Annotated in this window: 13 protein-coding genes; 6 read left to right on the plus strand and 7 right to left on the minus strand. The window is 71.9% G+C overall.

All coding sequences use genetic code 11. The features are described from left to right. The first annotated feature begins 135 nt into the window (after positions 1–135). A complete protein-coding gene (locus tag ACFQSB_RS14660; RefSeq protein WP_380826941.1) occupies positions 136–900 on the plus strand; it encodes a hypothetical protein in 765 nt (254 codons plus the stop codon). Between the two features lie 78 nt (positions 901–978). Here the strand turns inward: ACFQSB_RS14660 and ACFQSB_RS14665 are convergent, their stop codons facing one another. Next, entirely contained in the window at positions 979–2,388 is a 1,410-nt protein-coding gene (locus ACFQSB_RS14665) for an NAD-dependent malic enzyme (protein WP_354841940.1), read from the minus strand. Between the two features lie 381 nt (positions 2,389–2,769). Then, a complete protein-coding gene (locus ACFQSB_RS14670; protein WP_380826943.1) occupies positions 2,770–3,729 on the minus strand; it encodes a tetratricopeptide repeat protein in 960 nt (319 codons plus the stop codon). Between the two features lie 171 nt (positions 3,730–3,900). On the opposite strand from ACFQSB_RS14670, the gene ACFQSB_RS14675 reads away from it, so the two are divergent. Continuing rightward, positions 3,901–5,622, plus strand: a complete 1,722-nt coding sequence (locus ACFQSB_RS14675; protein ID WP_380826944.1) for a S8 family serine peptidase — start codon at positions 3,901–3,903, stop codon at positions 5,620–5,622. A gap of 124 nt (positions 5,623–5,746) precedes the next feature. On the opposite strand, the gene ACFQSB_RS14680 is transcribed toward ACFQSB_RS14675, so the two are convergent. Continuing rightward, a complete protein-coding gene (locus ACFQSB_RS14680; protein WP_380826945.1) occupies positions 5,747–6,367 on the minus strand; it encodes a MarR family winged helix-turn-helix transcriptional regulator in 621 nt (206 codons plus the stop codon). 402 nt (positions 6,368–6,769) lie between these two features. Here ACFQSB_RS14680 and ACFQSB_RS14685 point away from each other — a divergent pair, with 402 nt between their 5' ends. Beyond that, the gene (locus tag ACFQSB_RS14685; protein WP_380826947.1) at positions 6,770–8,233 is read left to right on the plus strand and encodes a hypothetical protein; all 1,464 of its coding nucleotides are present in this window, start codon (positions 6,770–6,772) and stop codon (positions 8,231–8,233) included. Positions 8,234–8,264: 31 nt separating this feature from the next. Continuing rightward, positions 8,265–8,957 (plus strand): DUF4230 domain-containing protein, encoded by a 693-nt coding sequence (locus tag ACFQSB_RS14690; RefSeq protein WP_354841926.1) that lies wholly within the window; start codon positions 8,265–8,267, stop codon positions 8,955–8,957. A gap of 36 nt (positions 8,958–8,993) precedes the next feature. On the opposite strand, the gene ACFQSB_RS14695 is transcribed toward ACFQSB_RS14690, so the two are convergent. Together ACFQSB_RS14695 and ACFQSB_RS14700 are read right to left on the minus strand one after the other, a co-directional pair. Further along, positions 8,994–9,674 carry a response regulator gene (locus ACFQSB_RS14695; protein ID WP_380826948.1) on the minus strand — a complete coding sequence of 227 codons (681 nt, stop codon included), beginning with the start codon at positions 9,672–9,674 and terminating at the stop codon, positions 8,994–8,996. Beyond that, a complete protein-coding gene (locus ACFQSB_RS14700) occupies positions 9,671–10,963 on the minus strand; it encodes a sensor histidine kinase (RefSeq protein WP_380826949.1) in 1,293 nt (430 codons plus the stop codon). Before ACFQSB_RS14700 ends, ACFQSB_RS14695 begins: the two co-directional genes overlap by 4 nt. A gap of 177 nt (positions 10,964–11,140) precedes the next feature. Between ACFQSB_RS14700 and ACFQSB_RS14705 the strand changes: the two genes are divergently transcribed. Beyond that, complete coding sequence (locus tag ACFQSB_RS14705) at positions 11,141–11,368, plus strand: hypothetical protein (protein ID WP_354916558.1); 228 nt, start codon at positions 11,141–11,143, stop codon at positions 11,366–11,368. A gap of 64 nt (positions 11,369–11,432) precedes the next feature. Here ACFQSB_RS14705 and ACFQSB_RS14710 read toward each other — a convergent pair whose 3' ends face one another. Both ACFQSB_RS14710 and ACFQSB_RS14715 read right to left on the minus strand, forming a co-directional pair. Continuing rightward, entirely contained in the window at positions 11,433–12,545 is a 1,113-nt protein-coding gene (locus ACFQSB_RS14710; protein ID WP_380826951.1) for a CapA family protein, read from the minus strand. A 53-nt stretch (positions 12,546–12,598) separates the two neighbouring features. Next, the gene (locus ACFQSB_RS14715) at positions 12,599–13,432 is read right to left on the minus strand and encodes an alpha/beta fold hydrolase (protein ID WP_354841912.1); all 834 of its coding nucleotides are present in this window, start codon (positions 13,430–13,432) and stop codon (positions 12,599–12,601) included. Between the two features lie 108 nt (positions 13,433–13,540). Here ACFQSB_RS14715 and ACFQSB_RS14720 point away from each other — a divergent pair, with 108 nt between their 5' ends. Further along, positions 13,541–14,020 (plus strand): MarR family winged helix-turn-helix transcriptional regulator, encoded by a 480-nt coding sequence (locus tag ACFQSB_RS14720; protein WP_380826953.1) that lies wholly within the window; start codon positions 13,541–13,543, stop codon positions 14,018–14,020. Positions 14,021–14,213: the final 193 nt, after the last annotated feature.

Here is a 14,213-nt window from a genome sequence, read left to right on the forward strand (position 1 = left end):
CCGGGCAGACAGGGCCGCCACCTCGCCATATGTTACTCAACGCGTTCAACCGGGCACTGTCGGTATGTAGTATCGATGACTGGAGGATCCGATCGGCTCGCGAACACCGCGCACGGGAGGAAAGGAAGGGGCCTCATGTACCGCCTCATGATGCTGGCTCTCGTGGCGGCGGGCGTGGCCGCCGGCGTCCCGGCCGCCGGAGCCTCGTACGCCGCGGGCGTCACCGGGCGTGAGGCGCGCGACCTACGCGACGGGCGCGTCGAGGTGACCATGTCCAAGGTCGAATGCCCGTCCGGGCGAGCCGACGTCATCATGACCGCCCCCCGCCACCGCGACGTCGTGGAGTACTCCGTCTACCGAGGCGGCTCGCTGGTGCGCAACGGCGTCCTCTGGCCCGGCGTCCAGCGCAACATCCCGGTCTACCTCGAACCGCGCACCAGCGAACGGGTCACCGTCACCATCCAGGGCCAGGGCACCACGACCTTCCGCGTCTACTCCGGCTGCGAGGACGACACCCCGACCGGCTCCACCGATTCGACGGCCACCCCGGCCTCCCGCGACTCGCAGGAGTCCTACGGCGAGTACCGCGAGAGCGTCTACAGCGAGAGCGACAGCGACAGCGCCTCCCACTCCAGCGGCGAGCACGGCGCGCGGCACGTCAACGGCCTGCGCGCCCACCGGTACAACCCGCTGCTGCGCCGGCAGGGCGGCGACCGCCTTCCCTACACCGGCCCGCCCGCCGACCTGTACGGCAAGATGGCCACCGCCGTCGGCATGGTCATCTTCGGCGGCATGCTGTGGGGCATCGCGGTCATCTGGCCCCGCCGCGCCCCCGTCGAGCCCCTGCTGCGCCCCCGCCCCCTCTACGCGACCGGCCGCCGCCCCCTCACGCCCCGCTGACGGCCCACGCCTTCACGTCCGGGGTGACGGCCCACGCCTTCACAACGCCTGGGCGCGGGTCGGCGTGGGTCCTCGGCGTCACGCCTCGGTGAAGCCTCGTGCCCGGCCGCCGGCCGACTCGCGGACGGCCGCGGCGACCGCGGTGGCGACATCGGGGTGGAACACGCTCGGGATGATGTAGTTCGGGCCGAGCTCCTCCACCGCCACGACGTTGGCCAGGGCGTTGGCCGCCGCCAGCAGCATGCCCTCGGTGACCATGCGCGACTGCGCGTCCAGCAGGCCGCGGAACACACCCGGGAAGGCCAGCACGTTGTTGATCTGGTTCGGGTAGTCCGAGCGGCCGGTGGCCACGACGGCCGCGTGCTCGCGGGCGTCGTCCGGCGAGACCTCCGGCTCGGGGTTGGCCAGGGCGAACACCACGGCGCGGTCGGCCATGGCGGCGATGTCGTCGCCGGTCAGGATGCCCGGCGCCGAGACCCCGATGAAGACGTCGGCGCCCTTGACCGCCCCGCGCAGGTCGCCCGCGTACCCCTCGGCGTTGGTGTTCTCGGCGATCCACCGCAGCGACGCGTCCAGGTCGTCGCGGCCCTGGTGCACGGCCCCGAGGTAGTCGCAGACGACGACGTTGCGCGCGCCCGCGGCCATCAGCAGGCGCAGCACGGCCGTGCCCGCCGCCCCCGCGCCCGCCATCGCGATCTTCACGTCCGGCAGCGACTTGCCGACGACGCGCAGCGCGTTCGTGAGCGCGGCCAGCACGCAGATGGCGGTGCCGTGCTGGTCGTCGTGGAAGACCGGGATGTCCAGCAGGTCGCGCAGCCGCCGCTCCACCTCGAAGCAGCGCGGCGCCGAGATGTCCTCCAGGTTGATGCCGCCGAACCCGGGGGCGATGGCCTGGACCACTTCGACGATCTTGTCGACGTCCTGGGTGTCCAGGCAGATGGGCCAGGCGTCGATGCCCGCGAACCGCTTGAACAGGGCCGCCTTGCCCTCCATGACCGGCAGCGCCGCCGCCGGCCCGATGTTGCCCAGGCCCAGCACGGCCGAGCCGTCGGTGACCACCGCGACGGTGTTGCGCTTGATGGTCAGGCGGCGGGCGTCCTCGGGGTTGCGGGCGATGGCGAGCGACACCCGGGCCACGCCCGGCGTGTAGGCCATCGACAGCTCGTCGCGGTTGCGCAGCGGCACCTTCGACTGCATCTCGATCTTGCCGCCGAGGTGCATGAGGAACGTGCGGTCGCTGACCTTGTGGATGACGACGCCCTCGACGGCGTCCAGGCTGTCGACGATCGTCTGCGCGTGGTCGGTGTCCTTGGCCGCGCAGGTCACGTCGATGCGCAGCTTCTCGTGACCGGCGTTGGTCACGTCAAGGGCGGTCACCACGCCGCCGGCGGTCTCCACGGCATGGGTGAGCTGACTGACGGCCTTACCGCCCGCCGGGACCTCAAGACGGACGGTGATGGAGTACGACACGCTCGGCACGGTGGCCACGTCGATCCGCTCCTTTGCGGGTGTGGTGGTCGCGCTCGCTCGGGTGCCGCTGTTGGTGCATCCCGGCTCGCCTGCTCCCCTTCCGGGACATCCATCGTGCCAGACCCGAGCAGGTTGTTCCGCCTCATGCTGTGCCCTGCTTATTGGCCTCGCTCCGCTCGGCGGGCTCGGGGCGCCTTTGAGGCGGCGCTGTTCGTCGTCGTTCACGAGCGCTCGTTCCTCGCACTCGCTCTCTCCTCCTCACAGCACCGCCGCGCCCCGAGCGAGTCCTTGTGGTTGATCCGCTGGAATGGCTTGACGGGCTCGGGGCGAGCTTGAGGCCGTGTTGATGTGCCTCGCTGCGCTCGGCGGCTCGGGGTGCCTTGAGGGGGGGCGAGGGGGTCAGAAGAGGGCGCTGGCGAGGCTGCGGCGGGCTTTGGCGACGGAGGGGTCGCTCGCGGGGAGGGCGTCGAACAGGCCGAGGAGGTGGCGGCGGACGCGGTCGCGGTCGTCGCCCGAGGTGCGGCGGACGGTCTGGACCAGCCGCTCGAAGGCCTCGTCGACCTGGCCACCGAGCATCTCGATGTCGGCCGCCTGGCTCTGGAGCTCGACGTCGGACGGGTTCTCGGCGGCCCGCCGGAGGACCGCGCCGGGGTCCAGGTCCTGCGTGCGGCGGACCAGCCCCACGCCGGCCAGGCCGATCTTGGCGTCCGGGTCGGCCGGCGAGCGGGCGAGCAGCCGCTCGTAGGCCGCCGCCGCCGCGTCGAGGTCACCCTCTTCGATGGCCTTCTCGGCCGCGAGCAGGTCGGGGTCGGTCTGCGGCTGGGGCTCCGCGCCCTGCTCGTCCTGAGGGGCGTCCGGGGTGGGCGGGAGGTACTGGGCGAGCGCCTGCATGAGCTGGTCGAGCCACTGGCGCACCTGCGCCTCGGGCAGCGCGCCCTGGAAGCCGGTCACCGCCTGGCCCTGGAAGACGGCCAGGACGGTGGGGATGCTCTGCACCTGGAGCGCGCCGCTGATCTGGGGGCTGGCGTCGACGTCCACCTTGGCCAGCACCCAGCGGCCGGCGGCCTCGGCGGCCAGCTTCTCGAGGATCGGGCTGAGCTGCTTGCACGGCTCGCACCAGGTGGCCCACAGGTCGAGGATGACCGGGGTGCGCATGGAGCGCTCGATGACGTCGGTGGCGAAGGTCTCGTCGGTGACGTCGATGACCGTGCCGGCCGCCGGCGCCGCGGGGGCGCCTCCCGCGGCGGCCTGTTGCGCCGCCGCCTCGCGACGGGCCTGGGCTTCGAGCGCCTGCTTGCGCGCGCCGAGATCCACGGCCCCCTGCAACGAAGCCGGTCGAGTGAAGTCCGCTGGGCTCATACGTCCAATCCTGCCGCATCCGGCGTGTGCTCATGGTCGGCGGGCGCACCCCTCGGACGACTCGGCCCCGTTATGTCACGCCTTTATCGCGAATTCGCACGGATCTGTCATAAATCACGAATATCCCGAACGATAGCTCTCGGCATGAATTCAGCTCACTTGGAGGTGGGTGTGAGACGCGTCATCGTCGTTTCCGCCGCAGCAGCCGTGATCGCCGCGACCCTGGCGTTCCCGGCGCAGGCCGTCCGAACGACGGCCGAACCCGCGACGGCGACCCAGTACGTCGTCCTGTACAAGGAAGGCGTCGCGCCGGCGGACGCCCAGAAGGCCGTCGAGGCCGCGGGCGGCAGCGTGGTCAAGGTGAACCAGGCCGTGGGCCTGGCCACGGTCACGACCACGAACGCCGGCTTCGTCTCCGCGGTGACGAGCTCCGCCGCGATCGAGGGCGTGGCCCGCGACCGCGCCGTCGGCAGCGTTCCCAAGAGCGCCGCCAGGACCGCCCTCACCGGGCGGGCGGCCAAGGACGCCAAGGCCGTCGAGAAGGAGGGCCGCGGCGGCGGGCCGTTCAAGCACGGCCACGCGGTGAAGGCCGAGCCGCTCTCGGACCTGCAGTGGGACATGAAGCAGATCCACGCCGAAGAGGCGCACAAGTACGAGCAGGGCGACCCCAAGGTCCTGGTCGGCGTGCTCGACACGGGGATCGACGGCTCCCACCCCGACATCGCCCCGAACTTCGACAAGGCGCTGAGCCGCAACTTCACCGTCGACGTCCCCGCCGACGCCAACGGCGAGCCGATCGACGGCCCCTGTGAGGACGAGCCCGACAAGTCCTGCAACGACCCCAACGACGTGGACGAGGACGGACACGGCACGCACGTGGCCTCCTCGATCGCCTCGCCGATCAACAAGCTGGGCATCGCGGGCGTGGCCCCCAAGGTCACGCTGGTGAACCTGCGCGCGGGCCAGGACTCCGGCTACTTCTTCCTGCAGCCCACCGTGGACGCCCTGACGTACGCGGGCGACATCGGCGTCGACGTGGTCAACATGAGCTACTACATCGACCCGTGGCTGTTCAACTGTGTCGACAACCCGGCCGACTCGCCCTCCGACCAGATGGAGCAGGCGACGATCATCAAGGCCACCCAGCGGGCCCTGGACTACGCCCACCGGCGCGGCGTGACGCTGATCTCCGCGGCCGGCAACCAGGCCAGCGACTACACCAAGACGTTCGTCGACGCCACCAGCCCGGACTTCGCCGACGTGCCCGGCGAGGCGCCCCGCACCCGCACCATCCCCCCGAGCTGCGTCTCGATGCCGAGCGAGGGCCAGCACGTGATCTCGGTGTCCTCCACCGGCATCAGCAAGCGCAAGGCGTACTACTCCGACCACGGCAACGGGTACATCGACGTGGCCTCCCCCGGCGGCGACGTCTACGACACCCCGGACAACACCCGCGACATCACCAAGGCGACGCTGTCGGCCTATCCCAAGTCGCTCGCCGTGGCCAACGGTGAGATCGACGCCGACGGGAACCCGACCGTGAACTACGTCGTCAAGGACTGCTCCGGCGCCACCTGCGCGTACTACCAGTACCTGCAGGGCACCTCGATGGCCTCGCCCCGCGCGGTCGGCGTCGCGGCGCTGATCGTCAGCAAGTACGGCCACCGGGACTTCCGCAACGGCGGCAAGACCCTCTCGCCCGACCTGGTCGAGGGCATCCTGAAGGCGACCGCCACCAAGACGGCCTGCCCGAACCCGCCCGCCTACACCTACACCCGCATCCTGCCGGCCGGCAACACGGTGACCGCCACCCACGTGTGCGAGGGCACCACGACCTCCAACGGCTTCTACGGCAAGGGCATCGTCGACGCCCTGCGCGCCGTCGGCCGCTAGAGCCGGAACCAGAACCAGAACCAGAACCAGAACCAGAACCAGCGCTAGAGCTGGAGCGCCACGCCCGTAGATCGCCCCCCGCCATGGGGCCGCACGGGTGACGGCACGCCCGGCGTCAGCCGGTTCACAGGGGCCCGTCCTTCGGGGCGGGCCCCTTCGCGTCGCCGCCGCGGCGCGCCGGTCCGGCGCCGGACCGCCCCGGCACCAGCACCTCGTCCTCCTCCTCGAAGGCGGGGAAATCGCCGGCGGCCACGCGCATGGTGCGCAGCAGGCCGAAGATCTCGGTCTTCTCGCCGTCGCCGTACATCGTCATGCAGAAGTCGGCGCCCATCAGATCGGCGGTCGCCCGCTCGACCACCTCGCGTCCCTTGGCCGTGATCTCGGCCAGGACGCCGCGGCCGTCCTTGGGGTTGCGCATGCGGCGGACCAGCCCCGCGCGCTCGAGCCGGTCGATGGTGTTGGTCACGCTCGTCGGGTGGACCATGAGCCGCTCGCCGATGCGCGACAGCGACAGCGCGCCGGTCCTGCTGAAGGTGAGCAGGACCAGCGCCTCGTAGCGCGCGAAGGTCAAGTCGTGCGGCCTGAGCAGCGTGTCCAGTTGCCCGATGAGGATCTGGTGCGCTCTCATGATCGATGTGACGGCGGCCATGGCGGAGGACGGCCCGAAACGGACGCGCCAGGTCTCAGCGGCACGCTCGATGGGGTCGAACGGCAGGTTAAGCGGCTTCGGTACACCGATGGACACAACGCTACGCTAGCGCCTGTCGCCGCCATTGACGCAGGGTCACTGAGTTCCATCGGATACCCAAGAACCGGGACGCCAAACATCACGCTCCGTTATGGTGTGCATGTCAAGAGGTGAGGCGCGGCAAAGCCCGACCCAAAGCAAGGGGAAAAGCCGCGCCGTACGACGCGAGGCGCGGCTACGCGATCCCCGCGGGTGTGCGGCGTGGCGAGCAGGGTCGGGTGCCGGGTGCCAAGGGGCCGGCACCGGTGCCGAAACGCGCCGCTCATCCAGGCACGGGGGTTTTTCAAATGAAGAGCATGTGCGCGACGGCACGGGCCGCGCGGCCGGGTCTCCGGCCCGCGCGGGGCCGTGCTTGAGCAAAGGGGCGTTTCGCGCGAAGAGCTGAAGCACAGCGCGCTGGTGGCGGTAGGGATGCTGCTCGCGCTGGGCCTGCTCGCGGCGTGGAGCGTCCTTGTACCGGGCATTTCCGCATGGGAGAACATCGTCGTCGCGGTCATCGGGTCGCTCCGGCTGACCGGGCCGGTGGCCGCCGCGTTCGCCGCGTGGGTCGCCGTGCGCAAGCGCCGCGCCGCCCGCGGCCGGCTGCCGGGCGGCTGGCGGGTGCTGCGCGCGCCGCTGGCGGTGCTGGCGGTCGTGGTGGGCGCGTTCGGCGCCACCGTCACCATGCTCGCCATGAAGGCCGTCCTCACCGAGCAGGCCGGCCACCTGGCGCCGAGCGGCCTCGCCGTGGGCGCCGCAGGTCTCGCGCTGTACGCGGTGATCGGCTGGGTCACGGGCTGGGCCGCGCCCTGGGCGCTCGCCCCGTTCGCGGCGGGCGCCGGCAGCTACGCGTTGTTCGCGTCGCTGTCGGCGGGGTCGGGCTGGATCGTCAAGCTCGCGCCCGCCACGCCCGAGCCGTACGACCCGTTCGAGGGGCTGAGCCGCGCGGCGTTCGCCGACCAGTCATTGTGGCTGCTCGGGCTGACCACCGCCCTGCTGCTCATCTGGACCACCGTTGTGACCCGCAGGGCGCTCGCGCTGGCCTTCGCGCTGCTGGCGGTGCTCGCGGCGGGCACGGGCATGGCACGGGTCCTCGGCGAGCCGCAGGCCGTCGCCGCCACCGAGACGATGGTCTACAGCTGCCAGGAGTGGCCGATCACGGTGTGCGTCCACCCCGGCATGCGCAGCGGCCTGACCGAGCTGGGAGCCGCCTTCACCACGATCGCCGCCCGGCTCACCGGCACGCCCGCCGCCTTCTCCCGGGTCGAGCAGCGGCCGCGTGACGACGTCCGCCCGGCCCCCGGGGGCGCGACCGGCGCGGTCGCCATCCATGTGGACGACCTCACCCCCGGCTACGCGTCGAGGGCCGCGGCGGAGTTCGTCGAGCGCCTGGCCCCGCGGTGCGGCGAGGCCCGCGCCGACGGCTACCGGGCCATCGTGAGCGCCTGGCTGCGCGGCGAGCCGCTGCCGAGTGGGCCGCTGCCGGGCCATCAAGCGGCCGCCGCGTGGTTCTCCGCGCTCAGCGAGAGCCAGCGCCGCGACTGGTTGCGCATGTTCTACACCGACTTCGCCACCTGCCGGCTGAAGGCGTCGCACTTCGGCGGCGGGGTGGCCGTCGCGGGCGGTGGCGGCACGCCGGCCGTTCCCGGCAGGAACGGCGGCGACGGCGACGGCGGGGCGGCGACGCGGCGGATGTCACGCGGCGGGGACGCCACTCCGCCCGCCGGGCCGGCCGGCGCCACGCTCTACTCCGACCGGTCGCCGGTCCCCGGCTCGCCGTACCCGACCATGCCCGGCCCTTCCACGCCGGGTCCTTCCACGCCGGGTCCTTCCTCGTCCGGTCCTTCTTCGCCCGCACGGACGTCGGTGGCCTCGGCAAGGTGAGAAACCTCGCATCCCGGGAAGGAGAACGGCCGTGAACCGCCAGACGTCGACCCCCCGGACGGCCGCCGAGGCGGCGGAACCGGCACCACGCCGATCCCGCCGCGGCTGGCGCATCCTGGCAGGGGTTCTCACCGTGCTCGTGCTGCTGACCGTGGGCGCCAAGCTGACCTGGTCGTACCTCAACCCGTTCGGGGAGACCACCATCGACCGCAGCCAGCCGGTGCTGCTGCAGTCGATCCAGAACATGAGCCGATTCCAGTCCGCCACCGGCAACTTCCAGGTCATCGTGGACCTGGAGAAGGACGCGCCGTTCCTGCCGGACGCCGTCAAAGGATCGCGCACGCTGTTCGTCGGCGCGGGCGGGGTGAACGCCTACGTCGACTTCTCGCGCCTGCCCAAGGACGCGATCACCGTCTCCGCCGACCGCACCGAGGTCACCGTGCGCATCCCGCACGCGCAACTGGAGAAGCCGAATCTGGACAACAAGAAGTCCTACGTCTACGCCCAGCAGCGCGGGCTGCTCGACCGCGTGCAGGAGATGCTCTCCAACTCCCCTCAGAACCAGCAGGAGCTGTACGTCCTGGCCGAGCAGAAGATCGCCGAGGCCGCTCAGGCCAGCGACCTGCGCAACCGCGCCGATCAGAACACCAAGCTCATGCTGGAGGGCATGCTGAAGTCGTTGGGCTTCACCAAGGTCACCGTCGCCTACACCGACGAGCCCTGACCCGGCCGCCACACGCCGAAGGCCGCGGCATGGGTCTCACTCCTCGTCCAGCAGCCCCGCGTCGTGGACGATGAGCGCGATCTGGACGCGGTTGTTCAGGCCCAGCTTGGTGAGAATGCCGGAGACGTGGGTCTTGACCGTCGGGACGCCGAGGTAGAGCGCGGCGGCGATCTCCGCGTTGGAGCTGCCCTGGCCGACCCCGAGGGCGACCTGGCGTTCACGGTCGTTCAGCGACGTCAGGCGCTCCCTGGCCTGGGCACGCCGCCGGTCGTGGCCCGATTCGGCCACCCGGGCGATGAGGCGCCGGGTCACCCCCGGCGACAGCACCGGGCGTCCCCGCGCCACCTGGCGCACGGCGGCCACGATCTCGGCGGGCGGAGTGTCCTTCAGCAGGAAGCCCGCGGCCCCGGCACGCAGTGCGGCGAGCACGTGGTCGTCGGCGTCGAAGGTGGTCAGGACGATGACCTCCGGCGCCATGGGCCGGGCCCGCAGCGCCCTGGTGGCGGCCAGCCCGTCCATCACCGGCATGCGGATGTCCATCAGCACCACCGCGGGAGCGTGCCGGTCGACCAGGGGCATCACCTGCGCGCCGTCACCGGCCTGGCCGACGACGGCGATGTCGGGGGCGCCGCCCAGCATCATCACCAGCCCGGCCCGTACCAAGGGATCGTCGTCGGCGATGAGCACGCGCACCGGGGACGACTCGATCGAGGTCATGGCGGCCACGGTAACCAGGCCCACAGCCGCCAGTCACCTTCGGAGGCCGGGTGCCATAGCGCCCGGTCACCGTCGGCGGCGGGCCCTTCGACGGCGAGTCCTCCGGCGGCGGGCCCATGCTCAAGCCGCCCGTCGCCTCCGGCGGCGGGCCCATGCTCTGGCCGCCCGTCGCCTCCGGGGGCGGGCCCGTGCTCAAGCCGTCCGTCCGCCAGGGCGACCCGCTCCGCCAGCCCCACCAGCCCCTGTCCCGCTCCTGACGGGGCCGGTCGCGCGGACGGCGCCGGAAGGGCGTTGCGGATCTCCACCTCCAGCCCGCGCCCGGGCGCGCCGAGCACCCGGACGCGCACCTCGGCGCCCACCGCGTGCTTACGGGCATTGGTGAGGCCCTCCTGGACGATGCGGTAGGCGGTGCGCCCCGCGCGGTCGGGGGCCGGTCCCGGCAGCTCCTCGGTGAACTTCACCCGCATCCCGGCCAGGCGCGACTCGGCGACGAGGTCGCGCACGTCGGCCAGGCCCAGGGGGGCCAGCTCACCGACGGGGGCGCGCAGTACGCCGATGACCTCGCGCAGGTCCTGGAGCGCCTGGTGGGCGCTCTCGCGAATGACCTTGGCCGCCCTGGCGACGTCGTCGGGGGACGCGCCCGGGTGGTATTCCAGGGCGCCGGCGTGGACGCTCAGCAGCGACAGCCGGTGGCCGAGCACGTCATGGATCTCCCGCGCGATCGCCTCGCGCGCCTGGTGCTGGGCCTGCAGGGCGCGCAGGTGGGCCTCGGTCTCGGCGCGGACGGCGCGGTCGCGCAGCGACAGCACCAGGCTGCGCCGCTGGTGGATGAACAGTCCCCAGCCCACCACCGCGCCCTGGATGGCCAGCCCCAGCACGAACAACAGCGGGAAGGGCAGATCGGGCTCGGGACGCAGGAACGTGTAGATGAGGGCGGACACCAGGCTGAGGGCGAAGACGCCGCCGGAGACGCGCGGAGGCCGGTGAACGGCGACGGTGAACAGCGCCACCAGCATCGCGCCCGAGACCATCTCCGACCACGCCGACAGGACGACCAGCACCAGCGCCAGCTCCACCGGCCATCGGCGGCGCAGCCACAGCGAGGCACAGCTCAGCGCGCCGATGACCTGGTCGAGGGTGAACAGCCACGCCGGTGAGGGCATGACCGCGTCGAGGCGCTCGGCCATGGTCAGCAGGCCGAAGCCCGCCGCCAGCAGGAAGACGGCGATGTCCGCGAGGGCGTCGCGGACGGGCCGCCGTGGCGCGGAGGCGATGGCTGATCGGTTCATCTGCCGCGAGCCTACGACCGGACCCCGCGCACCGCCCATCCCCGCGAACCGGGCGATACGGAAGTCAGCGGGGACGAGACTTTCGCCGGAGAGGGCGCCGAGGCCGGATACGGCGGTCCGGGACGGCGATCCGCATGGCCGTTACGGGGCGGGCCGGCGGCTCCATAGCTTGCCGTCATGCGCAACAACATCGAGGTGGCCGGGCTGGTGCTGGCGGCCGAGGGCATCAGCGGGGCCATCGACCGAGTGGCCGTGCAGCCCTTCATGGCGATCTTCCTGAACTTCTTCAACCGCGTGGTGGTCCCCCGCATCGGCTTCCTGACCGGCTACGAGCTGTACGCCAACCTTGCGCTGGCCGCGCTCGGGATCATCGTCGTCATCGCCGCCGCTCCCCGCTCACCGTGAGCGCTCCGCGCGCTGGGGGCCGCGCACGATCCGGCGAGCGCGCGGCACGGGAGGCGAGGCAGGCCTATCGGGGGTGGAGGGTGAGGGTGCCGTCCGGGGTGTGGGCCACGGCGGCGCCGAAGGCGCGGCTCTCCTGATCGAGGACGGACCTGAGCCACTCGGCGTCCTGGTCGCAGGCGCGGTCGAGACGCAGGCGGCGAGCCCGCATGGGGATCATGGTGAGGCCGAGCAGCCTTCCGGTGTCCGCGTCCAGCGACGCGAGGTACAGCAGTCTCAGGTCGTCCCGGTAGCGCTCGTAGCCGGCGATGCCCTCGTAGTCGTCGATGAGGTCGCCGCAGCCGTACAGGACGAGCCGGTCCCGGTACACCTCCACCGGGCGGGGGTGGTGTGAGGAGTGCCCATGGACGACGTCCACGCCCGCGTCCACCAGCGCGTGCGCGAAGCGCCGCTGCGCCGGGGAAACGTGGTAGCCCCAGTTGGAACCCCAATGCAGCGACACGACCACGAGGTCACCGGGGCCCTTGGCCCGGCGCACCCGGCCGGCGATCTCCGCCGTGCCGATGCGCGCCGGCTCGGGGACCAGGTCGACGCCCGACCGGTCGGCGGTCGCCGCCCAGCTCGCGGGAACGCCGCTGGACTCCATCCCGCAGGAGAAGACCAGCACCCGGCCGCCTCCGTCCGGGGTGAGCACCACGGGCCGCCGGGCCTCGCGGATCTCCCGCCCGGCCCCGGCGGCGCGGAACCCCGCGCCGGTCAGGGCGTCCAGCGTCTCGGCGAGGCCTCGGCGGCCGAAGTCCATCACGTGGTTGTTGGCCAGCGCGCAGACGTCGGGACGGGCGACGGCGAGACACGAAAGGTTGGCGGGATTCATCCGGTAATGGACGGCCTTGCCGGGCCAGAAGTCACCGCTGCGGGTGACGCTGGTCTCCAGGTTCACGATGCGAACGCCGGGCGACGACTCCTCAAGGACCGCCAGGGCGTCGCCCCACGGCCAGCGGTCGCCGGCGGGGCGGGGAACCGGACCGTTGACCGCCTCGGCCAGCCCGACGTAGTCGCGCGCGTCCCGGACGCACGCCTCCCGCAGCGCCGGATCACCGGGGTGGTCCAGGATCTGGTCGACGCCCCGGCCGAGCATCACGTCACCGCAGAGGAACAACGTCAAAGATCGACGTCGCATGTCTTCCATGCTATCCGCGCCGCGTGGACGACTCGGCTCCCGCCGGGAACGGGTCAGCTCTTGAGGAAGGCCAGCAGGGCCTCGGTGACCTCGTCGGCGTGGGTCCACAGCAGGCCGTGCGGGGCGCCCTCGATCTCCACGTAGGTGGCCTGCGGCAGCAGCCGGCGGAAGGGCCGGGCCGTGGCGTCGATGGGCAGGATGCGGTCGGCGGTGCCGTGCAGGATCAGGGTGGGCACGTCGATCTTGGCGATGTCGGCGCGGAAGTCGGTGAGCCACGTGGGCACGCAGGCCGACGAGGCGTACGCCGACGCGCCGGCGGCGACGTTCCAGCTCGCCTTGAGCGCGGCCTCGCTCAGCCGGGTGCCGAGGTTCTCGTCGGTGTTGTAGAAGTCGGCGTAGAAGGCGTCGAAGTAGGCGTACCGGTCGGCGGTCACGGCGGCGAGGATGCCGTCGAAGACCGACTTGTCGACGCCGGTCGGGTTGTCGTCGGTCTTGAGCAGGAACGGCTCGAGCGAGGCCAGGAAGGCGGCCTTGCTCACCCGCGTGGAGCCGTAGGTGCCGAGGTAGCGGCCGACCTCGCCGGTGCCCATCGAGAAGCCGACGAGCACGGCGTCGTCCAGGTCGAGCTCACTCAGCACGATGTCCAGGTCGGCGGCGAAGGTGTCGTAGTCGTAGCCGGTGGTGGGCTGGCTGGACCTGCCGAAGCCGCGGCGGTCGTAGGTGATGACGCGGTAGCCCGCCTTGAGCAGCGCCGCGGTCTGCTTCTCCCAGGAGTGCCCGTCGAGGGGGTACCCGTGGATGAGCACAACCGGCTGCCCGGAGCCGTGGTCTTCGTAGTAGAGCTGGATCGGGGTCGAGTTCTCGTTGCCCACGGTGATGTACGCCATGACGCTTCCTTCGAGGTAGGTGCTGTTCCGTTCGCCTGTATCGCATCGTACACGATTACCTCGCGCACGAGATAATCGGGAACGCTGGGCCTGGCGTAAACTCCTTCCATGACACCAGGCACACCGGGCCCGGCACCGGCCGACACCGCGCCGGGCGCCCTGTCGGAGCTGCTGTGCTTCGACCTCTACGCGGCCTCACGCAGCCTCACCGCCGTCTACCGCCCGCTGCTGGAACCCCTAGGACTCACCTACCCGCAATATCTGGTGATGGTCGTGCTCTGGCAGCACGACGGCAGCACCATCCGCGACATCGTCGAGCAGCTCCAGCTCGACTACAACACCGTCTCGCCGCTGCTCAAGCGCCTGGAGTCGCGGGGCCTGCTCACCCGGCGGCGCCGGGCCGACGACGAGCGCACGGTGGAACTCGCGCTCACCGGCGAGGGCCGCGCCCTGGGGGCCGCGGTCCGCCACATCCCGGCCGCCATCGGCGAGGCCGTGGGCATCGACGCCGCCACCATCGCCGTCCTCCAGCGCACCCTGCGCCAAGTCACGGCCTCGGCGAGCGCGTACGCCGCCCGCGAGGCCTGACGCCCTCGGCCGAGGAGGTCACTCCCCGGTCGTCGCGGCCGGGGCCGCCCACGCCGCGCGCACCGGAGCGCGAACACCGACACGCGGACACGCGTACACGCGGAAACACGGCGGGGACGGGCCCGGCGCGGCATCCCACGCGCCAATGCGCGCGCACCCGCGAGACTTGACTCCCATATTCACTGCACCCGGC

Source organism: Sphaerisporangium rhizosphaerae, assembly GCF_042665155.1.
Classification (GTDB): domain Bacteria; phylum Actinomycetota; class Actinomycetes; order Streptosporangiales; family Streptosporangiaceae; genus Sphaerisporangium; species Sphaerisporangium rhizosphaerae.

Coding starts and splice junctions, on each gene's coding strand:
- ACFQSB_RS14710 (WP_380826951.1), bottom strand. CDS start 12,545: ATGCGACGTCGATCTTTGACGTTGTTCCTCTGCGGTGACGTGATGCTC.
- ACFQSB_RS14695 (WP_380826948.1), bottom strand. CDS start 9,674: ATGACCTCGATCGAGTCGTCCCCGGTGCGCGTGCTCATCGCCGACGAC.
- ACFQSB_RS14700 (WP_380826949.1), bottom strand. CDS start 10,963: ATGAACCGATCAGCCATCGCCTCCGCGCCACGGCGGCCCGTCCGCGAC.
- ACFQSB_RS14715 (WP_354841912.1), bottom strand. CDS start 13,432: ATGGCGTACATCACCGTGGGCAACGAGAACTCGACCCCGATCCAGCTC.
- ACFQSB_RS14670 (WP_380826943.1), bottom strand. CDS start 3,729: ATGAGCCCAGCGGACTTCACTCGACCGGCTTCGTTGCAGGGGGCCGTG.
- ACFQSB_RS14705 (WP_354916558.1), top strand. CDS start 11,141: ATGCGCAACAACATCGAGGTGGCCGGGCTGGTGCTGGCGGCCGAGGGC.
- ACFQSB_RS14720 (WP_380826953.1), top strand. CDS start 13,541: ATGACACCAGGCACACCGGGCCCGGCACCGGCCGACACCGCGCCGGGC.
- ACFQSB_RS14660 (WP_380826941.1), top strand. CDS start 136: ATGTACCGCCTCATGATGCTGGCTCTCGTGGCGGCGGGCGTGGCCGCC.